Raw genomic sequence first — 22,221 nt, forward strand, 5'->3', positions numbered from 1 at the left:
CCCCTGTACCCACAGGTGGCCCGTCCGGCCGACGCCTGCCGCAGCAGAGCCGGGCCGAACATCGAGGAGGACGTCGCCACCGGGTCTCCACGCCCTGCCCGGTCGCCCGGCCGAGCCCCAGGCCGGCGGCCGGGCCGGCGGCCGGGGCAGTGGGCGGTTGCTCAGGCGGTCCGGTCCCAGGCCTCCGGGCGGATCGGGTCGAGGAAGGGGACGCCGCGGGTCCAGCGCTCCAGCTCGTCCAGGGCGAAGTCCCCCATGCGACGCAGCTCGCCGCCCATGGAACCGGCCATGTGCGGGGTGAGCAGCACATTCGGCAGGGTGTAGAGCACCGACGAGGCGGGGAGCACCTCCGGCGAGGTCACATCGAGCACGGCGTCGATCCGGCCGGAGACGAGTTCCTCCTCCAGGGCCTGCTGGTCGACCAGCGCGCCCCGGGCGGTGTTGATCAGGGTTGCGCCGTCGGGCATGGCGGCCAGCAGGGAGCGGGAGACCAGGCCCTCGGTGCCGGGGAGCCAGGGGGCGTGCACGCTCACCACGTCGCTGCCGGCGAACAGTTCGGGCAGTGGGCTGAGCCGGGCGCCGAGCCCGGCGGCCTCGTCCGGCTCCACATAGGGGTCGCTGAGCAGGACCTCCAGGTCGAAGGGGCGCAGCAGTTCCATCACCCGGCGGCCGATCCGGGAGGCGCCGATGATGCCGATCCGTCGGCGGTAGTTGCCCGCGGTGGCGAGCCTGGCGTGCCAGTCGGTGGCGCGGTCGCGGTGGCTGCGGTAGGCGTCCCTCGCCGCCAGCACCCGTTTGTTGGCGAAGAGGATCGCGGCGAGGGTGTACTCGGCGACCGGGACCGCGTTGGCGGCGGCTGCCGAGGTGACCTGGATGCCGCGTCGCCAGCAGGCCTCGGTGACATGGTGCTTGACCGTCCCGGCGGTGTGGACGACGGCGCGCAGCCGGGGGGCGGCCCGCAGCACCTCCTCGTCGAGCGGCGGGCAGTCCCATCCGGTGATCAGGACGTCGGCGCGGGCGAGGGTGGCGCGGGCCTGCGCGGTGCTCAGGTCGTCCAGGACGAGATCGAGGTCGATGTCGACCAGGTCGAGGAGGCGTCGGCGGGCGTCGGCGTCGAAGATGGCGGAGGCGATCGCGGGGCGCATGGCGAGGACCGCTGTGCGGCGGGGTGTGCTGGTCACCGGAGCGCCACCCCGGCGTCGGCGGCTCCGCGGCGCTCGCCTGCCGTTGCCCCCGTGGAGTCCCGCACCACCAGCCGGGGCTGCAGCACGGTCTGCCGTACCGGTGGATCGTCGGCCGTGCCGAGGCGGTCCAGCAGCGCGGCGGCCGCCATCCGTCCCAGTTCGAACTTGGGTGGGGCCACCGCGGTGAGCGGCACTTCGGCGAAGGCGGCGACCTCGTCGTCATAGGCGATCACCGCGAGGTCCTCCGGGATCCGGACCCCGTGCGTCCGCAGCCGCTGGAGCAGCAGGATGGCCTCCCGGTCGGAGTGCACCAGGGCGGCGGTGGCACCGGAGTCACGGCAGGCCTGCGCGAAGTCGTCGATGCCCGGCCGGCCGGCGCTGCGCTCGGGCGCCACCACCGGAGCGGAGGCATCCAGGCCGAGCAGGCGCACCGCCTCGGCGTGCCCCTCCGCCACCAGGTTCGCGGTGGGGGTGGCGTGGGCGAACAGCGCCACCCGGCGGTGCCCCAGGGCGGCGAGGTGCTCGACCGCGCGGTAGGCGCCCTGGCGGTGGTCGCTGAGCACGCATTCGGCGTGGTCGAAGACCGCTGCCGAGCGGCGTTCGACCAGGACGTACGGGAGGCCGCAGCACTCCAGGAACTCCCTGACCCCGGCGGGGATCACCGGACCGTCGGCGGTGGTCACCAGGAGGCCGTTGCTGCCGGAGCGGATCAGGTCGTGCAGCTGGTCGAGGTCGCGGTCGTGGTCGTAGTCGGTGACACCGAGCACCAGCCGCGCCCCGGCGCGGGCGGCGGCACTCTGCGCGCCGCGGATGACCTCGGGATAGTAGTAGGTGGTGGAGGGCACGAGCATCCCGACGATCGCGCCGTCGGTCCGGGCCGCTGCCTCGGGGCGTTCGGCTCCTCGCGGGCCGGCGGGGTTCGCCACCGAGCCTGCGGGCAGCACCGCGCCGCCGCGGACTCTCGTCAACTTGCCCTGGCTCTCAAGGACTTCCAGATCACGGCGGACAGTCCCGTCGGAGACCCCGAGTCCGGTGACGACATCCGTGACCCGGACCGCCCCATGGGCGCGCAGTTGCTCCAGAACGTAGTCATGCCGCTGTTGTGCGAGCACGTTCCCTCCATCCCGTCCGGGGTCGATCCTGCTCGTTCCCTGCTCGGCCTTACGGCGCGTTTCGGAAACTAGCAGGTTTTTGCGGTTCTTGGTTGAACCCGTTGACTCGCTGCGGATCTCTGGGCATTGTGGGCGACTGTTCGAAAGGAGCCCTCTGATGCGCACCACCGGCACCTCGGCCACGAGCACCCCAAAGCTGATGCGGGGCGGGCCTGCTGACGATCCGGCACTCTCTCCGCACACCGGCTGGACCCGGGCACACTGGGAGCATCTGGCCGACGGAATGCTGGACGCCGTCCGCCCCTATGCGACCCCGCATCAGGCACTGATCCACCTGCCCGGACCGGCGAGCGGATCGGGACGGCACAGCGACGGGCTCGAGGGCTATGCCCGGACCTTCCTGCTGGCGGCCTTCCGCATCGCCGGAGCGGGCGGCACCGGTGGCACCGCCGCACTGGCCGAGCGCTACGCCCGCGGCCTGGTCGCCGGCACCGATCCGGCCTCGCCGGAGCGCTGGCCGCGGATGTCCGAGTGCAACCAGGCCAAGGTGGAAGCCGCCTCCATCGCGCTGGCCCTGCACGAGACCCGGCCCTGGATCTGGGACCGCCTCGACGGACCGGCCCAGGGCCGGGTCGTCGACTGGCTCTCCGAGATGGTCGGAGCGGAGGTCCCGGACAACAACTGGGTCTGGTTCCAGGCGATCGTCGAGGCGTTTCTGCGCTCCGTCGGCGGCCCCTGGGAGCAGGCCGACATCGAGCACACCCTCGCCCGCACCGAGACCTGGTACGCCGGTGGCGGCTGGTACGCCGACGGCGCCGACACCCCGCCGCCGCTGCGCAACTTCGACCACTACAGCGGATGGGCGCTGCACCTCTATCCGCTCTGGTACTGCCGGATCTCCGGCGAGGCCGCCGAACCGGGGCTCGCCGACCGCTACCGCTCCCGGCTGCGCGACTATCTGACGGATCTTCAGCATCTGGTCGGCGCGGACGGCTCACCGCTGCACCAGGGCCGCTCGCTCACCTACCGCCATGCCGCCGCGGCGCCGTTCTGGTCCGACCAGATCTTCGGCGCCCAGGCGCTCGCCCCGGGTCTGACCCGGCGGATCGGCAGCGGAATGCTGCGGTACTTCACCGAACGCGGCAGCCTGGACCGGCACGGGCTGCTCTCGCTCGGCTGGTACGGCGAGCACCTGCCGATCCGGCAGAGCTACTCCGGCCCCGCCTCGCCCTACTGGGCCAGCAAGGGATTCGCGGGACTGCTGCTGCCCGCCGACCACCCGGTCTGGACCGCCGTGGAGGAGCCGCTGCCGGTCGAGCGCGGCGACTTCGTCCGCACCCTGCACGCCCCCGGCTGGATCGCCTCCGGCACTCGCGCCGACGGCATCGTCCGCATCGCCAACCACGGCTCCGACCACGCCGACCAGGGCCCGGTCAGCCAGCACGCCTACGACCCCTTCTACTGCCGGTGGGCCTACTCGACCGCCACCGGCCCCGAACTCGGCGGCCCCGGGCCGGTCGCGGGCCCCGACGGAGTGACCCGGCCGTCCACCCCCGACCTCGACCTGCCCGGCGGCCCGCTCGACTCGCATGTCGCCCTGGTCGACACCGAAGGCCGCCCCTCCCACCGGCGCCCGCTGCACCGACTGGCCGTCTCCGGTGCGAGCGCCGCCTCACAGCACCGGGCCTGCCGGCCCGGACGCGACGGCGAGGACGGGCCCTGGCTGACGACCGGCTCGGTACTGCGCGGCTCCTGGGAGGTCCGTGCGGTCCGGGTGGACGGCGACGCCCCGGGGTCGCTGCTGCGCATCGGCGGCTGGGCGGTGGCCGGCCGGCAGCCCCCCGCGCAGCGGACGGGCGCCGACCGCGCCGTCGCCCGCACCGAGGACGGGCTGGAGGCCCATGCCGTGGCGCTGCACGGGCCGCTGCGTCCGGGCGTCCGCAGCTCCACCGGCCGCACCTCCTACGGCCCGCATGCGGCGACCGTCCACCTGGAGTCCCAGCGGGAGCCGCACCCGGGCGAGGTGTATGTCGCGGCGATCGCGCTGGGCCGGGCGGTGGGGGCGGTACCCGAGGCAACCGTCCACGAGGCCGCCGGCCAGCAGGGGGTCGATGTGCGGGTGGCCTGGCCGGACGGGCACACCGATGTGCTGCGACTCGACCGATTCTCCGAACCACCCACCCCTTCGAAAGGTTCCTGATGCCCAGATCCCCCTACCGCCGTCCCGCTCTGAGCGTGCTCGCCGTCGCCACCGCACTCCTCGCCGGCGCCTGCTCCAGCGGCGGCTCCGGCAACACCACCGGCGGCGGTGGACAGCAGACGATCACCTACTGGGCGAGCGACCAGGGCAGCTCCATCGCCGACGACGTCAAGGTGCTCACCCCGCAGCTGAACGCCTTCACCAAGCAGACGGGCGTCAAGGTCAAGCTGGAGGTCATCGGCTGGAGCGACCTGCTCAACCGGGTCCTCGCGGCGGCGAGTTCGGGCCAGGCCCCGGACGTGGTCAACATCGGCAACACCTGGTCCGCCTCGCTCCAGGCCACCGGCGCCTTCCTGCCGATGAGCAGCGATGTCATGAAGCAGATCGACGGCACCGGCCGCTTCCTGCCGGGAGCGCTCGCCGCCACCGGCGCGCCCGGCAAGGACCCGGTCGGCGTCCCGCTCTACTCGCTGGCCTACGGCCTGTACTACAACAAGGCCATGTTCCAGGCGGCCGGCATCGCCACCCCGCCCGCCACCTGGGAGGACTTCCTGGCCGACGCCAAGAAGCTCACCCACGGCAGCCAGTGGGGCCTGGCCGTCGAAGGTGCCAGCACCCCGGAGAACACCCACCACGCCTTCGTCCTCAGCCAGCAGCAGGGCGGCAGCTTCTTCGACGCCTCGGGCAAGCCGACGTTCAACACCCCGCAGAACGTCGCCGCCCTCAAGCAGTTCATCGACTTCATCGGCACCGACAAGATCGCCAACCCCAGCGACGCCGAGTACTCCAACGGCACGGAGGCGGTCCAGGACTTCGCCACCGGCAAGGCCGCCATGCTGATGTGGCAGGCCGCCGGCGCCTCGCTCGCCAAGTACGGCATGCAGGAGTCCCAGTACGGCGTGGTGCCCGTGCCCTTCCCCGCCAGTCCGCCCGCGGGCGGCAAGCATGTCGACTCCATCGTCGCGGGCATCAACATGTCCGTCTTCGCCAACACCAAGAACAAGGATGCGGCCCTGAAGTTCGTCAAGTTCATGACGAGCAAGCAGACCCAGATCGCGCTCAACAAGGCCTACAGCTCGATGCCCTCGGTCACCGACGCCTACACCGATCCGGCGTTCCAGACCGACACCGTCAAGGTGTTCCAGAACGTCCTCGCCACCACGGCGGCGCCGATGCCGGCCATCCCCCAGGTGAGCCAGTTCCAGACCGTGATCGGCACCGTGATGAAGAACCTGATCGCCGAGGCCGCCGGTGGCAAGGCCGTGACCGACCAGGCCATCGCCGACCAGCTCGACCAGGCCCAGCAGCAGCTGCTGGCGGGCGGCTGACAGCCCCGCCCCGGGTCGGGGCCGCGCCGGGACTCCCCCTGCGCGGCCCCGGCCCCCACCCGTTCGCACCGCTCCACCCGGAAGGACTCAGCCCGATGGCCGCCGTCACCGAAGCCGCCCCAGCCAGGGCCTCCGCACCGCCCCCCGTGCCACCGTGGCGCTCCTGGGTGCGCGTGCGCCGCGCGGGCCTGCCCTATCTGCTGCTGCTTCCCGCGGTCTGCTTCGAACTGCTCGTCCATGTGGTGCCCATGCTGGTGGGCATCTTCATGAGCTTCAAACAGCTCACCCAGTTCTTCATCCGCAACTGGGGCGCCGCCCCCGGCGCCGGGCTGAACAACTACCGCTTCGCCCTGGACTTCAACGGCGCCATCGGCCGCACCCTGCTGCACTCCTTCTGGGTCACCTGCGCCTTCACCGTGCTCACGGTGGGGCTGTCCTGGCTGATCGGCACCGGCGCGGCGCTGCTGCTCCAGGACCCCTTCCGCGGCCGCGGCCTGCTGCGGGCGTACTTCCTGGTGCCCTATGCGCTCCCCGCCTACACCGCCGCGATCACCTGGGAGTTCATGTTCCAGCGCGACACCGGTCTGGTGAACCGGCTGCTCGTGCACGACCTGCATGTCTTCAATGCGCCGCCGTTCTGGCTGATCGGCCCCAACAGCTTCTACGCCCTGGTGCTCACCGCCGTGTGGCGGACCTGGCCGTTCGCCTTCCTCGTCGTCACCGCGGGCCTGCAGAACATCCCCGGCGAGCTCTATGAGGCCGCCGCCATCGACGGCGCCGGGATGTGGCAGCGGATCCGCCGGATCACGCTCCCCCAACTGCGTCCGGTCAACCAGGTGCTGGTGCTGGTGCTGTTCCTGTGGAACTTCAACGACTTCAACACACCCTTCACCCTCTTCGGCAATGTCCCGCCGCCGCAGGCCGACCTGATCTCCCTGCAGATCTACGACACCTCGTTCCAGAACTGGAACTTCGGCTCGGGCTCGGCCATGTCGGTCCTGCTGCTGCTCTTCCTGCTGCTGGTCACCGCCGTCTACCTGATGATCACCAACCGGGGAAGGAAGGCCGATGTCTGATCACCGGGCCCGCTCACCGATGGCCCCGCCGCCGAGCTTCCTGTGGATCCGCAGGGTGGGCCTGTCCCTGCTGGGCCTGTTCACCGCCGTCCCGCTCTACGTCATGCTCAGCAGCTCGCTCAAGCCGCTGCAGGACGTCCAGGCGGCGTTCACCTGGATCCCCTCCCGGCTCACCCTCAAGCCCTACCTGGACATCTGGACCACCGTCCCGCTCGCCCACTACTTCGCCAACAGCCTGGTCGTCTCCAGCTGCTCCACCGCCGTCTCGGTGGTGATCGCGATCCTGGCCGCCTATGCGGTCAGCCGGCACCGCTTCCTCGGGCGCCGGCTGTTCAGCGTCACGGTGCTGTCCACCCAGATGTTCCCCGGCATCCTCTTCCTGCTGCCGCTCTTCCTCATCTACGTCAACATCGGCGCCAGTACCGGGGTCCAGCTCTCCGACTCACGGCTCGGCCTGGTCATCACCTTCCTCACCTTCACCCTGCCCTTCTCCATCTGGATGCTGGTCGGATACTTCGACTCGATCCCGAGGGAGCTGGACGAGGCGGCGAAGGTGGACGGCAACGGCCCCATCGGCGCTCTGGTGCGTGTGGTGGTCCCCGCGGCCCTGCCGGGCATCGTGACCGTTGCCGTCTACTCCTTCATGACCGCCTGGGGCGAGGTGCTCTTCGCCTCCGTGATGACCAATGACGCCACCCGTACCCTCGCCGTCGGACTGCGCAACTACGCCTCGCAGAACGATGTGTACTGGAACCAGGTCATGGCCGCGTCCCTCGTCGTCAGCGTGCCGGTGGTGGCCGCGTTCCTGCTGCTCCAGCGCTATCTGGTCGCCGGGCTGACGGCAGGCTCCGTCAAATAGCCCTGCCACTCGGCCTCATGGAGCTCCGCCGCTCCACCGTGCCGTCCTCACGGTCCCGCAGGGGCCCGGCAGGTCGGACGCCGCACCGCACCGGCTCAGTCACAGGTGCACGACCGTCCCGGAGGGGTCCGACCCGGTCGCGGCGTCCGGCTGCCGGGTCCCGGCCGCACGGCGGCGGTAGAGGGACCCGGTGACGACCAGCCCCAGGGTGAAGATGCCGGCCGACCACCAGAACGCCGTGGTGTAGCTGTGCAGTTGGGCCTGGGCCAGGCTCGCCGGACCGCGGCCGTGGCCGCTGACGTAACGGGCGGCGGAGCTGGTGGCCAGGGTGTTGAGCAGGGCGGTGCCGATGGAGCCGCCGATCTGCTGCATGGTGTTGACGCTGGCCGAGGCGGCGCCCGCGTCGGCGGGGACGACTCCGGCGGTGGCCAGGCTGATGGCGGGGGGCATCACATGGCCCAGTCCGAGGCCGAGAACCAGCAGCGGCGGCAGGATGTGTGAGGCGTAGCCGCCCTGGAGGCCGATGCCGGTGAGCCAGACCATCCCGGCGGCGGCCAGCGCCATGCCTGCGGGGACGGCGGCCTTGGCTCCCACCCGGGGGAGGGTGCCATTGGTGGCCAGCTGCGCGGAGACCACCAGTGCGGCGATCATCGGGAGGAAGGCCAGGCCCGTCCGCACCGGGGAGTAGTGCAGCGTGGCCTGAAGGTAGTAGGTCAGGAAGAGGAAGACCCCGAACATGCCGGAGGCTGCCACCACCACCGCGGTGAACGAGGCGCCCCGGTCGCGGTCCAGCACGATGCGCAGCGGCAGCAGGGGGTGCGCCGCGCGCCGCTGCCAGCCGGCGAAGGCGGCGATCAGTACGGCGCCCGCAACCAGGAATCCCCAGGTCATCGGGGACGACCAGCCGTGCGGTACGGCGTTGGAGAGTCCGTAGACCACGCCGAAGAGGCCGGCGGAGACCAGCAGGGCACCGGGCGGGTCGAGCCGGGCGGTGCGGTTGGGGGCGGTGCGGCGCAGCAGCGTGGCGCCGCCTGCCAGCGCCAGTGCGGCGAAGCCGAGGTTGACATAGAGCGTCCAGCGCCAGCTGAGGTGCTCGGTGAGCAGGCCGCCGAGCAGCAGCCCGATGGCGCCGCCGGTTCCGGCGATGGCGCCGTAGACACCGAACGCCTTGGCGCGCTCCCGGGCGTCGGTGAAGGTCGTGTTGAGCAGTGACAGCGCTGCGGGGGCCAGCAGCGCACCGAACATGCCCTGCAGGGCCCGGCCGCCGACCAGCAGGGAGAAGCTGCCGGCCGCGCCGGCGAGCGCCGAGGCGGCGGCGAAGCCGGCCACTCCGGTGAGGAAGACCAGTCGGCGGCCGACCAGGTCGGCCAGTCGGCCGCCGAGGAGCAGCAGGCTGCCGAAGGCGAGCGAGTAGGCGGTGACGATCCACTGCCGGTCGCCGTCGGAGAAGCCCAGTTCACGCTGGGCGGACGGCAGGGCGATGTTCACGATGGTGGCGTCCAGGACGACCATCAGCTGCGCGAGGCCGACGACGGCCAGGATCAGCCAGCGGCGGCCGGAGGGTCCGGGTGAGCCGTGCTGCAGCGCGGTCGCGCCCTTGGGTGCGGGCCGTGGAGCGGTGCTGGTCATGGGGACAGATCTCCCTCGGACGGGGGCTGAGACTTAAATTCAACGCTCGTTGATTATGTGTGCGTTGAATTTTTTCTGTCAACTCACCGGAACGCCCCGGGCACACACCGGAGGGGCGCCGCCGCACGGTGCGACAGCGCCCCTCCGGGACGGGTTCAACGGCTCCGCGCCCTCACCAGGGCACTCCCACCGCCTCGGGAACCGGGGCGGCGGCGGCGATCGGCTGCTCGGCCCAGATGGTCTTGCCCCGGTCGGTCGCGCGGGTCCCCCAGCGCTGGGCCAGCTGTCCGACCAGCGCCAGCCCGCGGCCCCCCTCGTCGGTGGTCCGGGCGTGCCGCAGATGCGGAGCCGTACTGCTCCCGTCGGAGACCTCGCAGGTCAGCGTGCGGTCCCGGATCAGGCGCAGCGTGATCGGCGACCCCGCGTACTTGATGGAGTTGGTGACCAGTTCGCTGACGATCAGCTCGGTGCTGAACACCTCCTCGTCCAGGGCCCAGACGGCGAGCTGACGGGTGGCGAGCAGCCGGGCGGTGGCCACGGCAGCCGGGTCGGCCGGAAGCTCCCAGGCGGCGACATGGGCGCTGTCCAGGACCCGGGTCCGGGCCACCAGCACGGCCGCGTCGTCACCGGCGTCCTCCGGGAGCAGGGCCTCGGCGAGGGCCACACAGAGCTCGCCCGGATCGCGGGTGCCGTCCGGGCGCGTCAGCAGCCGGACCAGTTCCGCACGGCCCGCGTCCTCCGGCCGCATCTGCAGGAGCCCGGGGGTGTGCAGCACCAGCAGACTGCCCTCGGGCAGCTCCACGTCCACCTTGCCGAACAGCGGCCCGGAGCAGCCGAGCGGCGGGCCGACCGGCACATCCGGGAGGTCGACCGTCCCGTCGGGGCGGACGACCGCCGGCCCCGGGCCGCCCGCGGTGGCCATGGTGCACTGCCGGGAGACGGGGTTGTACACCAGATACAGGCAGGTCGCACCGGCAACGCCCGCGACGGCCCCCGGCTCCGCCGGGACGTCGGCGTCCGGGCCGTCCCGGGAGAGGTGGCGCACCACCTCGTCCAGCCGGGCGAGCACCTCGTCCGGTGCCAGGTCCAGGGTGGCGAGGGTGTGCACGGCCGCACGCAGCCGGCCCATGGTGGCCACGGTGTGCAGACCGCGTCCCGGGGCGCTGCCCACCACCAGCGCCGCCCGCGCCCCGGGCAGCGGAATGACGTCCGCCCAGTCGCCCCCGGCGCCGGAGTGCACCAGGTGATGCGCCGCCACCACGGCGGTGGGGGCGGGCAGCCGGACCGGCAGCAGTCCTCGTTGCAGCGCCAGTACGGAGTTGCGTTCGCGGACGTAGCGGCGGGCGTTGTCCAGGGCGACCGCGGCGCGACCGCCCAGATCCACGGCCAGCACCAGGTCCTCCTCCTCGAACGGCCCCACCCCGCGCCAGCGATGGCAGGTGACCAGCCCGAGGACCGAGTCCCTGGCGACGAGCGGGACCAGCATCAGGGAGTGGGTCCCCGTCTCCAGCATCCGGTGGCCGCGCAGCGGATCGGCCCGCATCCAGGTGCTGTCCTCGGCCACCGAGCGGACCAGGCGCGGGAGGTGGTCGGCAAGAGCCTGGTTCGCGGGCGCAGCCGGCGGATAGCTGCTGACCTGGCCGACCGCGTACGCGCCGGCGGGGCCGGCTGTCCGGCGCGACCGGGAGGCGGCCCGCAGCAGCTCGACCCCCGGCGCGGCCGGCCCGGGGAAGATCTCCTCGCCGCCGAGCACCGACTCCAGGACGTCCACCGCGACGCTGTCCGCCAGCCGGGGCACCATGACCTCGGCCAGTTCCTGCGCAGTACGCAGCACATCCAGCGTGGTACCGATCCGTGCACCCGCCTCGGCGACCAGGGCGAGGCGGTCCTGGGCGCGCCGGCGCTCGGTGATGTCGATCGCCGCGTCCGCGATGCCGAGGACGCGGCCCTCGTCGTCGTGGAGCCGGAAGACGGAGGTCGAGTAGATGTGCTCATGATCCAGGTCACCCGGTGGGCGTCCGCGCTTCTCGAAGCCGATCACCGGCTCGCCGGACTCCAGCACCTGGCTCATCACCCGTTCGGCCACCTCGCCGCCGAAGTCGGGCCAGGCCTCGGCGGTCCGCCGCCCCAGCGCCTCCTGGATGGAGGCGCCGCGCATCCCCTCGGCGGCCGCGTTGAACCGCAGCAGTTTCAGCTCCGGATCGAGGACGAACAGGCCCACCGGGGAGCGTGTGAACAGCACGTCCAGCAGCGCGCGGTCGATCGCCCGGTCCGGCTCCGTACGCGACGCAGTGAGGTACACCGCCCAGCGGGACCCGTCGGCGGCACCGGCGGTCTCGGCACGCACCCGGACCCGGCAGCCGACCGGATGGCCGTCGCGGTGCAGCAGCCGGACGTCGCCCGGCTCGCCTGCGTCGGCACCGCCCGGTGCCGGAGCGAGCAGTTCCGCGACCGGCCGGCCGACCACACGGGCAGCGGGGTGCCCCAGCAGCCGCTGCGCCGCGGGACTCCACTCCACCACGACGCCCTGCGCGTCCACCACCAGATGGGCCCGGTCCTGTCCGCCGGGCTGCTGCCGACTGTTCTCCGGCCCCGATGCGTTCATGATCACCCGCCTGTCCTTGCTCCGGCGCGTGTTCCTCCCCCCAGTCTTCCGCACCGCGGTCGGATGCGCCGTACAGGCCCATGCCGGCCGCCCGCCTGCGGCGGCTTGCCTTCGAGCGCACTCCACGTCGTAGCGTGAGCCGCATGACAACACCTCAGCACAGGATCGGCTCGGGTTTCGACGCCCGGAGCACCGCGGACGACGTGCTGCACGGCATCGACCTCACCGGCAGGCTCGCCGTCGTCACCGGCGGCTACTCGGGCCTCGGGCTGGAGACGACCCGTGCACTGGTCCGGGCCGGCGCCCGGGTGGTCGTCCCGGCCCGGCGGCCGGCGTCCGCGAAGGAGGCGGTCGGCTCCCTCGACGGGGTCGAGGTGGACGAGCTCGACCTCGGGGACCTGGAGAGCGTGCGGGAGTTCGCCGAGCGCTTCCTCGCCTCGGGGCGCGGCATCGACATGGTGATCAACAGTGCCGGGATCATGGCCTGCCCGGAGACCCGGGTCGGCCCCGGCTGGGAGGCGCAGTTCGCCACCAACCACCTCGGCCACTACGCGCTGGTCAACCGGCTCTGGCCGGCGATCGCGGCGGGCGGGGGCCGGGTGGTCTCGGTGTCGTCCGGCGGCCACCGCCGCTCCGGCATCCGCTGGGAGGACGTGCAGTTCGAGCGCGGCTACGACAAGTGGGAGGCCTACGGCCAGGCGAAGACCGCCAATGTGCTGTTCGCCGTGCAGCTCGACGCGCTGGGCCGTGACGCGGGGGTCCGGGCGTTCGCCCTGCACCCCGGCGGCATCCTCACACCGCTGCAGCGCCACCTGCCCAGGGAGGAGATGGTGGCGGCCGGCTGGATCGACGAGGAGGGCAATCCGGTCAACCAGTCGTTCAAGACGCCCGAGCAGGGTGCGGCGACCCAGGTCTGGGCGGCGACCTCCCCGCAGCTGGCGGGGATGGGCGGCGTCTACTGCGAGGACTGCGACATCGCCGAGCCCGCCGCCGAGGACGGCTCGCAGCCGGGCGGCGTCCGGGCGCATGCGACCGACCCCGAGCAGGCGAAGCGGCTGTGGGAGCTCTCGGCCCGGCTGACCGGCGTCGACGCCTTCGCCTGACCGCCGGTGGTGCGGGAGTCCGCCGCGGGCTCCCGCACCCGGCACCAGCAGCCGCTCCACGGCGGTCGGCGGGCGACTCGGGCAGCCCCCGGAACCGCCGTTCCGCGAGCGTCCGTTCATCCGTTCGGTGTGAGAAGCGCCGCCGGGGGTAGAAAATCAGCTACGCGTCCGGTATGACATACCGGCCCGGCGACGAAGCACCGGATACCGGTGAGCCGGGAGGGACGTCCTCCCCGTCGCCGTCTCCCACACCGACTCCCCCGAGCGCCTTACCGCGTTCCGAACACGGTGGTGATGAGGATGACCTGGATGCGAACCCGCCGACTGCGGCGTGCGGCCACGTCCGGCGCACTGGCTGCACTGCTCACCGCAGCGATGTGCGCGGGCACGACCGGACTGCAGACGGCCTCGGCCGCGAGCACCCCGAGCGTCCTGGGCGAACAGCTCCCCAGCACGGCCGCCACCCGGCATGTGACCTACATCGACATGGGCAGCCACCAGCTGCGGGCCACCGTCGACGGCAGGACCGTGGCGGTCTTCCCGGCGGGCTTCGGCCAGTCCCGGTTCCCCACCCAACCCGGCACCTACCGGGTGCTCGGCAAGGACGCGTCGCTCCAGATGACCTCGTGCAGCGCCCGGATCACCTGCAACCCCAGCAGCCCCGACTACTACGTGGTGCACGCCACCTGGGCCGTACGGCTCACCGAGGCCGGGCTGTTCGTGCACGCCGCCCCCTGGGACCACACCATCGGCTCCACGGACATCTCGCACGGCTGCATCCACCTCCGCACGGCCAACGCCGAGTGGTTCTACAACTTCAGCCGGGTCGGGGACACCGTGATCGTCCAGGAATGATCCGGTGGCCACACTGACCTCCGTCAACGTCGGGCTGCCCCAGGACGTGGCCTGGCACGGCAGGACGGTGCACACCGGAGTCTGGAAACGGCCCGTCACCGGGCCCCGGATGGTCCGACGGCTCAACATCGACGGGGACGGGCAGGGAGACCTGGCCGGCCACGGCGGCGAGCACCGTGCGGTACTGGTCTACCAGACCGACTCCTACCGCTACTGGGAGCGGGAACTGGCCCGGGACGACTTCGAACCGGGCCAGTTCGGGGAGAACTTCACGGTCGACGGGCTGCCGGACGACGAGGTGTGCATCGGGGACCGCTACCGGATCGGCCGGGCGGTCTTCGAAGTCACCCAGCCCCGGGTCACCTGCTACCGGGTCGGCCTGCGGATGCGCGAACCCCGGATGGCGGCGCTGCTGGTCTCCCATCGGCGGCCGGGCTTCTATCTGCGGGTGGTCACCGAGGGCGAGGTGGCGGCGGGGCAGGAGATCGTGAAGGTGGCGGAGGGCCCGGGCAGGATCACGGTGGCCGAGATCGACGCGCTGCTGTACCTGCCCGGACACCCCCGCGACCGGCTGGCAGAGGCCCTGCGGGTCGACGCCCTCAGCCCGGGGTGGCGGACCTCACTGCAGGCGCTGCTGGAACAGCACGACAAGGGCCCGGGAGAGGTCGCCGGCAACGTCGGCCTCACCCCGGCCGCGGCCGGTCCCGCCCCGGCCTGGCCGGGTTTCCGGCCGCTGACCGTGGCCGGGATACAGCCGGAGAGCAGCAGTGTGTTCTCCCTCTCCCTGGCCGCGCCGGACGGCTCCGCGCTCCCGGCCGCGCTGCCGGGCCAGTTTCTGACGGTCCGTCTGCACCCCGATGCGGACCGGCCGCCGCTGCTGCGCAGCTACTCGCTCTCAGGCCCACCGGGCGACGCCCGGTACCGGATCAGCGTGAAGCAGGAGCCGCGGGGCGCCGCCAGCACCCATCTGCGCACCCGGGTGCGGCCCGGCGACACCCTGGAGGCGGCCGCGCCGCGCGGGACGTTCTTCCTGGGCGGCGGCGAGAGCCCGGTGCTGCTGCTCTCCGCGGGGGTCGGGGTGACACCGGTGCTGGCGATGCTGCACGCGCTGGCCGCCGCCGGCTCACGGCGCCAGGTGTGGTGGCTGCACGGGGCGCGCGACGGCCGGGAGCACCCCTTCGCCGAGGAGAGCCGCGCCCTGCTGGCACGACTGCCCCACGGTCGGGCGTGCGTCTGCTACAGCCGCCCCCGCAGCGAGGACCGGCCGGGGGTGGACTTCACCGAGGCCGGACGGCTGTCGGAGGCGCTGCTCGGCAGGCTCGGTCTGCCGCACGACGCCGAGGCCTATCTGTGCGGCCCCGAGGCGTTCATGCGTGAGCTCTCCGGGTCTCTGGTGTCCCTTGGGCTCTCCCCCGACCGGGTCCGCACCGAGGTCTTCGGCGCGGGCGCGGCCATCACCCCGGGTATCGCCGCGGGGGCGGCACGGGCTCCGCACCCGCCGGCCGGGGAGCCGGGGACGGGTCCGGCGGTGTCGTTCGCCCGCAGCGGGCTGACGGTGCCGTGGGACCCCGGGTACGCCAGTCTGCTGGAGCTCGCCGAGGCCTGCGACGTGCCTACGCGCTGGTCCTGCCGCACCGGGGTCTGCCACACCTGCGAGTCCGCCCTGCTGGCCGGCGGTGTCCGGTACTCCCCCGAGCCGGTCGAGCCGCCGGCCGACGGCAACGCCCTGATCTGCTGCTCCTGCCCGGACGGCGAGGTCGCACTCGACCTCTGACGATCCATCAGGTCATTGCGGCCGCTCCGCCAAGGGCACTCAGGCGAGGGCCAGGAAGAGCTTCTCCAGCTCCTCCTCGCTCATGGGCGCGGCCTGCCCGTCCACCGCGGTCATGCACTGGCGCATACCGCTGGCCACGATCTTGAAGCCGGCGCGGTCCAGCGCCCGGGAGACCGCGGCGAGCTGGGTGACCACGTCCTTGCAGTCCCGCCCGGCCTCGATCATGGCGATCACCCCGGCCAGCTGCCCCTGGGCCCGGCGCAGACGGTTGAGCACCGCTGTCACCGCATCCTCGTCCACCTGCATGGAGTCCTCCTTTGCAGCGCCGCCTGCCGCCGATGATACCCGGGCGGGTATGCCGACCAGCGGTGTCGCGGACATCGCTCCCGCCCTCTGCCAAGCGGCCCCGGCTCCCGGACATTCCCGTCCGCATCCGCCGCTGCATACCGGTGGGGGTATATGGCGGGGGCAGGGTCGATACCCCCAGGGGTATCGACCCAGAAGAAGGGACCCATGCACTTCGTCGAGACCCTGGCCGTCCCCGGGCTGGGAAACCGCAGCTATCCGGCCGGTGGCACACGGACCGCCATGGCCGTCGGCCCGCCCGGGACATCGAGCGGGTGCGGCCGCCCCGTACGCCGGATCATGCGGCTGCGGCGGGGCCGCCCCTGGTGCGGGCCGGGCCGTTCTGCCGCGCGAACGCGGCTTCGGCCACCGGGTCGTCCGCGGGGAGCACCAGGACGTCTCCTCCGGCCTGTGCCTCGGACAGCCGCCCGTACAGGGGCGAGGCGGGCGAGGCATAGAGCACCTGGGCGCGCCCGTCCCCGGAGCCGCGCCGGTCCACCGGGGCGACCGCCACCGGGTGGCCGTCCTGGTCGGTGACCCAGAGCACAAAGTCGTCCCGCTTGAAGAAGGTGATCTCGGCGACCGGGCCCGGGTAGTGGTGCACCCCTCCGCCGGCCGGCAGCTCGCCGGAGTGGACCGGGTGCGGCAGCGGGACACTGGCGTTGCAGATCGAGTCGGTCCAGCGGGCCACGCCGGCGGCGTCGGTGATGGGGGTGTCCAGCAGGTCCCGGATGCCCAGCTCCTCGACCGTGCCGGGGAAGGCCGCGTACAGACGGCGGGCGTTCTGCCGGAGCAGGTCGACCTTGGCGGGGTCGGCGCAGAACTGCGCCGACCACTCGATGCCCACCAGATTGCGGACCAGGAACCAGCCCTCGGCGTCCTTGAACCACAGCCCGCCGCCGTGGTGGTCCTCGACATGGCCGGTGCCGTAGAACGGCCGCTGGAGGGTGTCCAGGATCTGATGCATCCGCAGACGGGACTGCTGGTACTCGGGAGAGTCCTGGCGGGCCGGGTGACCCGGGATGTTGATCTCCCATCCCAGGTGCTCGGCCTCGGTGTGCGGCTGCTCCGGGCCCGCCGCGGACACTGCGGTGGGGCCGGTCGTGGGGCTGGTCATCAGACTGCGCCTTCCCGTGCTGTCGGCCCCGTGCGCGCCGACCCGGCCGCACGCGGGGCAGGGACTGCCGGGGCGCGGCCGCTCGGGCGCGCGCCGCCGCGTACACAGGCGATGCTGCGGCGGACTGCGTCACCGGGGCGCGGTGGCACCGTGACGTCCGCGTGACGGGCAGGTCCACCTATCGCGAGGCATCGGGGGTGGGGGTGGGGCTGGGGAAGGCGTGCAGCAGGGCGTCGAGGCCCGCGGCGAGTTCGGCCCGCTCGTCGTGGTCGGTGAGCAGCGGCGCGGTGGCGCGCAGCCGGGGGTAGTCGGCGGCGGGGAGCCGGTGCAGGCCCAGCCTCAGCATGGGGTCGGGCTCCTCGGGGTTGTCGACCGCCAGGCGCTTGTCGACCAGCAGATAGCCCAGCACCCAGGCGGTGACGGCGCGTTGGAGTGCCAGCGCTGCCCGGTCGTCGAAGCCCGCGCGGCTCAGCAGGTCCAGCACACACTCGTTGAGTTGCAGCATGGGGGTGGGGCGGCGGGCCAGCGGGACGGCCAGCGGACGTGTGGCCACCAGCGGGAACACCTCGGGGTGGGCCTCGGCGACCCGGGTGAACGCCAGGGCGTAGCGGTGCAGTTCGTCCCGCCAGTCGAGTCCGGACGTCCCGGCGGCCCGTGCCGCCCCGGTGTCCGCGGGCAGTTCCAGCCGGGCGGCGACCTCGGCGAAGAACGCCTCCACCAGCCCGTCGAGCAGCGCCTGCTTGCCGGCCGCGTACCGGTAGAGCGCCATCGGCTCCACACCCAGGCGGGTGGCCAGCCGGCGCATGGTGAGCGCGGCCAGTCCCTCGCGGTCCGCCAGCACCAGGGCCTCGGTGAGCACCAGCGGGCGGCTGAGCCGACCCCGGAGACTGCGCGCGGTCGCGGTTGCCTCCCGGGGGTCGTCGGCCGCTGCCGCGGCTCGTCGGTCTGCGGGCATGTCCGCCTCCTTGGCCCGTGCGCTGCGCTTCCCGGGCTCCTTGACCCCCGGCGGGCCGCAGTCACACACTGGGTATACAAGGTACATATCGCCCATATGTATAGGGAAGACACCGGGACTCCACCGTTCCTTCCCGGCCCGGCCGGGAACCCGGAGGTGATCATGTGACCGCGCTGCTGCCGACCGTCCGCACAGGCGGCCTCCCCGGAGGCACAGGAGGCATCGACCCCACGGTGGATGCCCCTTTCCACGGCCCAGGACCCGAGAGCGGCAACCCGTCCGACCGCACCGGTGCTCCGGTGCGCACCGCCGGCCCGGCCGGTGTCCCGGCCGTGGACCCGCACGGCGGCCACCGGTTCGCCGCACCCGCAGGCGGCCCCCGGACCCACCGGGGCAGGCAGGCGGTCGGTGGCCCGGCTGCGCCGCCCGGCACGGCAGCCCCCCAGGCGCCGGCCAAGCCGACGGAGCCGGCGCCCGCCGGCCCCCCGTGGGCCTGACCGCCATGGCACACCCAGCGGGAACCCGGCCCGGCAGGGCGACCCGCCACCCCGTGAACGGCGCCGCCCTCCGGCTGCGCCCGCCCACCACCTCCCAGCACGGCCGGGGCCGGGCGGCCCGGCCGGGTGCGCCCTCCGGCCGGCCGGGGGCGCACATCACCGTGCTGGGCGGCTTCGACCTGCGGGTCGGCCAGGTGCCGGTGGCCGTCCCGACAGGCTCGCAGCGGGTGCTCGCCTTTGTCGCCCTGTGCTGCCAGGCCGCCGTACCGCGGGCCCTGGTCGCCGGAACGCTGTGGCCCGAGGCACCCGAGCACTGCGCACACGCCAACTTCCGCTCGGCCCTGGCGCGGCTGCACAGCGAGGGCCGCCGGGCCCTGGAGATCGGCCCGGCCGAGGTCCGGCTGGCCGGCGGCACCTCCGTCGATCTGCACCACGCCCGCCGGATCGCCCACCGCATCCTGGACCCCGACACGGCGGCCGGGGACCCCGAACGCGACCTGGCGGCGGTCGACGCCCTCTCGGTGGATCTGCTGCCCGGCTGGTACGACGACTGGGCGCAGCTGGAGGCGGAGGACTGGCGGCAGCTGCGGCTGCACGCCCTGGAACGGCTGGCCGAGCAGCTGATCGGTGCCCGGCGGTACGCCGCGGCCGTGGCCGCCGCCCGGGCGGCCGTGCATGCCGACCCGCTGCGGGAGAGCGCGCAGTCCTGCCTGATCCAGGCCCATCTGGCGGAACGCAACCCCTCCGAGGCGCTGGACGCCTTCGCCCGCTACGGCCGGCGGCTGCGGGCGGAGCTCGGCCTTGATCCGACACCGGACCTGCGGCAGCTGGTCACCGGGCTCTCCCCCGGCGGCGCGCGGTGCCCGGGTCACGCGCCCGCCACGCGGCGGTGACGTGTCCACCGGGACGCTGGACGGGCCGGACCGCACCGGTCCGGCCCGTCCGCCCGGCGGGAGCCCGGAATGCCTGACGGCAGCCGGCACCCGCAGAACCCTGGGAGAGGAGAGTCATGGCCGTCCCGCTCACAGCAGACCAGTTCCTGGACGCGCTGCGCGCCGAGGGGCTCACCGTGGTCGAACACCCGAGGTGGCGCACCCACAACCGCAACCACAAGGGTCCCTGGGGACCGGTGAACGGGGTGGTGGTCCACCACACCGTGACCTCCGGCACGGCCGCCAGCGTGGACCTGTGCTGGGACGGCCGCTCCGACCTCCCCGGACCGCTCTGCCACGGTGTGATCGCCAAGGACGGGACGGTGATCCTGGTGGGCAACGGCCGGGTCAACCACGCCGGCAAGGGCGACGGCGCCGTCCTCCAGGCAGTGGTCCAGGAGAGCGCGCTGCCGCCCGTCAGGCATGCGGACACCGATGGCAACACGCACTTCTACGGCTTCGAGGCGATCAACCTCGGCGACGGCGTGGACCCCTGGCCCGCGGCGCAGCTGGAGGCGATCGAGCGGGCCTGCGCCGCGGTCTGCCGCTGCTTCCACTGGTCCGAACGGAGTGTGATCGGCCACCTGGAGTGGGAGCCCGGAAAGATCGACCCCAAGGGGTTCGCGATGGACGCCATGCGCCGCAGGATCGCCGCCCGGCTGAGCATCCCCGCCCCCCGGCCGCTGGTCCCGCACTGAGCGGCCGGACCGTGCGCCGGTGCGCGGCGGCAGCGGCCGCACCGCACCGGCGCCGTATGTCCGGTACAGGCCGGGCGCCGGGCTCCGTTCGGACATGGCGGCCCTGCGGGTGGACCATGGACAGGAGGCCCTCTCCGGGACCCCGCAAGTCCCGGCGGGCCGCAGCGCAGGCCGACCCGGCCACGCCGGGCCGACGTTCCGAGGGAGGTGGGCGCCATGGGCCGCCGAGCCGCGTCATCACTCCGTTCGTCCGCTTCGACGAGGTGGGGCATCCGGTTCAGCCGTGCCATCGGCCGGGACGGCAACCCGATGCGGCGTTCCGTGGACCGCACCCGCACCCGGCTGTCCCTGGCGGTGACGCTGCTGGCACTGGTGGCCACCGTGCTGTCGGTGGTCGTCACGGCTGCGCTCTACCGGGCGGATCTGCGCAGCGCCAGGGACCTGGCCGCGCACCGCCACCAGGTGACCGCGACCACTCTGGTGGCCGCTCCGGCCGGCAACGTCTGGCTGGAGGGCACCCCGCAGGCCAGGATCCCGGCCAGCTGGCAGTACCCCGCTGGTCGGACGCACACCGGGCAGCTCCCGGTACCGGCCGGCACGGCCCGGGGCGCGGCGGTCGCCACCTGGGTGGACGACAGCGGGGCCCTGGCGTCGCTGCCCCGGTCCGGCACCGATCTGGCCACCAGCGCCGCCCTGACCGGCCTGGCGATGGCCAGCGGCTCGGCCGTGCTGTGCGGGACCGTCCTGGGACTCGGCCGGCGGCGTATCGACCAGCGGCTGGCGGTGGCCTGGGAGCAGGAGTGGGAGCAGGTCGAACCGCGCTGGTCCGGACGGTCCCGTTCGGCGTAGCCGGCGGGCCGGGCGTGGGCGCGAGGCCGTACGGGCCGCCGGCTGGGCCCCTGGGGTCCGGCCGGCGGGAGGGGCGGCGCGGCGGCCGACCGGGCGGAGGACCGCGATGGCCCACCCCGTGATGGTCGGCGTCGACGGTTCCCCGCACAGTCTGCGGGCGGTGGACTGGGCCGCGGACGAGGCAGCCCGCCGCGGGACGTCCCTGGGTCTGGTGCACACCTCGCTGTGGGACCGCTATGAACCCGACCCCACGGACAACGACGAGCTGGCGGAGGCCCGCAGGGCCGTCGCACGGCTCATGGCCGAGGCTGCCGGGCGGGCGGCGGCACGGCGTCCGGCGGTCACGGTGGGTACCGAGGTGGTGGCGGACTCTCCGGTACCGGGCCTGGTGGAGGTGGGGTCCAGGGCGGCGCTGCTGGTCGTCGGCTGCCGCGGGCGGGGCGGTCTCGCCGGTGTGCTGCTGGGCTCGGTGTGCCTCCAGGTGGCGGCGCGGTCGCCGTGCCCCGTGGTGGTCGTCCGGGGCACCGACGACGCGGTGGGGCGGCGGCACGGACGGGTGGTGCTGGGGGTGGGCGACGACGCCAGGGGGCTGGTGGCGGCGTTCGCCTTCGCCCAGGCACAGCTCTGGGGTTCCCGGCTGACGGTGGTGCGGGCCTGGGGCTCCTCCGCCGGTCCGCTGCCGACGCGGGGGTCGGCGGGCTCCGAAGCCGCCGAGCAGGACCGGTACCGTGCGCTGGAGACCGCCGTCGCCGCGGCTGCCGCCGCCCACCCTGCGGTCGGGGTCGAGCTGCGGCCGCGCCACGGCGGCGTACCCGCGGCCCTGCTGGAGGCCGCGGAGGGCGCCGATCTGGTGGTGGCCGGTGCGGCCCACCGCAGGCACGTCCTGGGACCGCATCCGGGTCCGGTCGCGCACGCCCTGGTGCAGCATGCGCCCTGTCCGGTGGCGGTCGTCCCCGCCGGTTGACACCCGAGCAGGCCGTCGGGGGCCGTCTGCCCGGCGGGCGGCTGCCGGACGGGCGGCAGCCGACGGCCCACGGCCGGGCAGCCGACGGGTCCGGGCGCCGGTCCAGGGGCGGGGCCGACCGGGCCCCGCCCACCGAGAC

Annotated in this window: 17 protein-coding genes and 1 pseudogene; 11 read left to right on the forward strand and 7 right to left on the reverse strand. The window is 73.5% G+C overall.

Going from position 1 to position 22,221, the window contains the following annotated elements:
* Positions 1-161: 161 nt before the first annotated feature.
* Positions 162-1,145, reverse strand: coding sequence for a hydroxyacid dehydrogenase (locus AB0761_RS06630; protein ID WP_377273952.1), 984 nt, complete (start codon positions 1,143-1,145; stop codon positions 162-164).
* A 32-nt stretch (positions 1,146-1,177) separates the two neighbouring features.
* Positions 1,178-2,296: a substrate-binding domain-containing protein gene (locus AB0761_RS06635; protein WP_377268027.1), complete on the reverse strand. Its 1,119-nt coding sequence runs from the start codon at positions 2,294-2,296 to the stop codon at positions 1,178-1,180.
* Between the two features lie 157 nt (positions 2,297-2,453).
* On the opposite strand from AB0761_RS06635, the gene AB0761_RS06640 reads away from it, so the two are divergent.
* From AB0761_RS06640 to AB0761_RS06655, 4 genes are all read left to right on the forward strand, one after another.
* On the forward strand, positions 2,454-4,496 hold the full coding sequence (locus AB0761_RS06640) for a DUF2264 domain-containing protein (RefSeq protein WP_377268028.1): 2,043 nt from the start codon (positions 2,454-2,456) through the stop codon (positions 4,494-4,496).
* Positions 4,496-5,824: an ABC transporter substrate-binding protein gene (locus AB0761_RS06645; RefSeq protein WP_377268029.1), complete on the forward strand. Its 1,329-nt coding sequence runs from the start codon at positions 4,496-4,498 to the stop codon at positions 5,822-5,824. The genes AB0761_RS06640 and AB0761_RS06645 overlap by 1 nt, the downstream gene beginning before the upstream one ends.
* A 95-nt stretch (positions 5,825-5,919) precedes the next feature.
* Complete coding sequence (locus AB0761_RS06650) at positions 5,920-6,900, forward strand: carbohydrate ABC transporter permease (protein ID WP_377268030.1); 981 nt, start codon at positions 5,920-5,922, stop codon at positions 6,898-6,900.
* Positions 6,893-7,759, forward strand: a complete 867-nt coding sequence (locus AB0761_RS06655; RefSeq protein WP_377268031.1) for a carbohydrate ABC transporter permease — start codon at positions 6,893-6,895, stop codon at positions 7,757-7,759. The genes AB0761_RS06650 and AB0761_RS06655 overlap by 8 nt, the downstream gene beginning before the upstream one ends.
* A gap of 99 nt (positions 7,760-7,858) precedes the next feature.
* Here AB0761_RS06655 and AB0761_RS06660 read toward each other — a convergent pair whose 3' ends face one another.
* Positions 7,859-9,388 carry an MFS transporter gene (locus AB0761_RS06660; RefSeq protein ID WP_377268032.1) on the reverse strand — a complete coding sequence of 510 codons (1,530 nt, stop codon included), beginning with the start codon at positions 9,386-9,388 and terminating at the stop codon, positions 7,859-7,861.
* Between the two features lie 172 nt (positions 9,389-9,560).
* Positions 9,561-11,993, reverse strand: a complete 2,433-nt coding sequence (locus AB0761_RS06665) for a SpoIIE family protein phosphatase (RefSeq protein WP_377268033.1) — start codon at positions 11,991-11,993, stop codon at positions 9,561-9,563.
* A 143-nt stretch (positions 11,994-12,136) separates the two neighbouring features.
* Here AB0761_RS06665 and AB0761_RS06670 point away from each other — a divergent pair, with 143 nt between their 5' ends.
* From AB0761_RS06670 to AB0761_RS06680, 3 genes are all read left to right on the forward strand, one after another.
* Entirely contained in the window at positions 12,137-13,096 is a 960-nt protein-coding gene (locus tag AB0761_RS06670; protein WP_377268034.1) for an SDR family NAD(P)-dependent oxidoreductase, read from the forward strand.
* A 300-nt stretch (positions 13,097-13,396) separates the two neighbouring features.
* Complete coding sequence (locus AB0761_RS06675) at positions 13,397-13,951, forward strand: L,D-transpeptidase (RefSeq protein ID WP_377268035.1); 555 nt, start codon at positions 13,397-13,399, stop codon at positions 13,949-13,951.
* A 4-nt stretch (positions 13,952-13,955) separates the two neighbouring features.
* Positions 13,956-15,725, forward strand: coding sequence for an MOSC domain-containing protein (locus AB0761_RS06680; RefSeq protein WP_377268036.1), 1,770 nt, complete (start codon positions 13,956-13,958; stop codon positions 15,723-15,725).
* A 39-nt stretch (positions 15,726-15,764) separates the two neighbouring features.
* Here AB0761_RS06680 and AB0761_RS06685 read toward each other — a convergent pair whose 3' ends face one another.
* From AB0761_RS06685 to AB0761_RS06695, 3 genes are all read right to left on the reverse strand, one after another.
* Positions 15,765-16,031, reverse strand: a complete 267-nt coding sequence (locus AB0761_RS06685) for a metal-sensitive transcriptional regulator (RefSeq protein WP_377268037.1) — start codon at positions 16,029-16,031, stop codon at positions 15,765-15,767.
* Positions 16,032-16,368: 337 nt separating this feature from the next.
* Entirely contained in the window at positions 16,369-17,187 is an 819-nt protein-coding gene (locus AB0761_RS06690; protein ID WP_377268038.1) for a DUF6424 family protein, read from the reverse strand.
* Between the two features lie 178 nt (positions 17,188-17,365).
* Positions 17,366-18,142, reverse strand: coding sequence for a TetR family transcriptional regulator (locus AB0761_RS06695; protein ID WP_377268039.1), 777 nt, complete (start codon positions 18,140-18,142; stop codon positions 17,366-17,368).
* 550 nt (positions 18,143-18,692) lie between these two features.
* Between AB0761_RS06695 and AB0761_RS06700 the strand changes: the two genes are divergently transcribed.
* The 4 genes and pseudogenes from AB0761_RS06700 to AB0761_RS06715 all read left to right on the forward strand — a co-directional run bounded on the left by AB0761_RS06700 (position 18,693) and on the right by AB0761_RS06715 (position 22,082).
* Positions 18,693-19,532: a BTAD domain-containing putative transcriptional regulator gene (locus tag AB0761_RS06700; protein ID WP_377268040.1), complete on the forward strand. Its 840-nt coding sequence runs from the start codon at positions 18,693-18,695 to the stop codon at positions 19,530-19,532.
* Between the two features lie 116 nt (positions 19,533-19,648).
* Positions 19,649-20,254, forward strand: a pseudogene (locus tag AB0761_RS06705) (N-acetylmuramoyl-L-alanine amidase); the annotation flags it as partial.
* A gap of 336 nt (positions 20,255-20,590) precedes the next feature.
* Entirely contained in the window at positions 20,591-21,118 is a 528-nt protein-coding gene (locus AB0761_RS06710; protein WP_377268041.1) for a hypothetical protein, read from the forward strand.
* Positions 21,119-21,224: 106 nt separating this feature from the next.
* On the forward strand, positions 21,225-22,082 hold the full coding sequence (locus AB0761_RS06715) for a universal stress protein (RefSeq protein ID WP_377268042.1): 858 nt from the start codon (positions 21,225-21,227) through the stop codon (positions 22,080-22,082).
* The last annotated feature ends 139 nt before the right edge of the window (positions 22,083-22,221 follow it).

Source organism: Peterkaempfera podocarpi (assembly GCF_042466665.1).
In the GTDB taxonomy this organism is placed as follows: Bacteria; Actinomycetota; Actinomycetes; order Streptomycetales; family Streptomycetaceae; genus Peterkaempfera; species Peterkaempfera podocarpi.

Excerpts from the sequence above, each read along its gene's own strand:
- AB0761_RS06675 (WP_377268035.1), top strand. The coding sequence starts at position 13,397 with ATGACCTGGATGCGAACCCGCCGACTGCGGCGTGCGGCCACGTCCGGC.
- AB0761_RS06685 (WP_377268037.1), bottom strand. The coding sequence starts at position 16,031 with ATGCAGGTGGACGAGGATGCGGTGACAGCGGTGCTCAACCGTCTGCGC.
- AB0761_RS06640 (WP_377268028.1), top strand. The coding sequence starts at position 2,454 with ATGCGCACCACCGGCACCTCGGCCACGAGCACCCCAAAGCTGATGCGG.
- AB0761_RS06660 (WP_377268032.1), bottom strand. The coding sequence starts at position 9,388 with ATGACCAGCACCGCTCCACGGCCCGCACCCAAGGGCGCGACCGCGCTG.
- AB0761_RS06690 (WP_377268038.1), bottom strand. The coding sequence starts at position 17,187 with ATGACCAGCCCCACGACCGGCCCCACCGCAGTGTCCGCGGCGGGCCCG.
- AB0761_RS06695 (WP_377268039.1), bottom strand. The coding sequence starts at position 18,142 with ATGCCCGCAGACCGACGAGCCGCGGCAGCGGCCGACGACCCCCGGGAG.
- AB0761_RS06665 (WP_377268033.1), bottom strand. The coding sequence starts at position 11,993 with ATGAACGCATCGGGGCCGGAGAACAGTCGGCAGCAGCCCGGCGGACAG.
- AB0761_RS06630 (WP_377273952.1), bottom strand. The coding sequence starts at position 1,145 with ATGCGCCCCGCGATCGCCTCCGCCATCTTCGACGCCGACGCCCGCCGA.
- AB0761_RS06715 (WP_377268042.1), top strand. The coding sequence starts at position 21,225 with ATGGCCCACCCCGTGATGGTCGGCGTCGACGGTTCCCCGCACAGTCTG.
- AB0761_RS06645 (WP_377268029.1), top strand. The coding sequence starts at position 4,496 with ATGCCCAGATCCCCCTACCGCCGTCCCGCTCTGAGCGTGCTCGCCGTC.
- AB0761_RS06650 (WP_377268030.1), top strand. The coding sequence starts at position 5,920 with ATGGCCGCCGTCACCGAAGCCGCCCCAGCCAGGGCCTCCGCACCGCCC.
- AB0761_RS06670 (WP_377268034.1), top strand. The coding sequence starts at position 12,137 with ATGACAACACCTCAGCACAGGATCGGCTCGGGTTTCGACGCCCGGAGC.
- AB0761_RS06655 (WP_377268031.1), top strand. The coding sequence starts at position 6,893 with ATGTCTGATCACCGGGCCCGCTCACCGATGGCCCCGCCGCCGAGCTTC.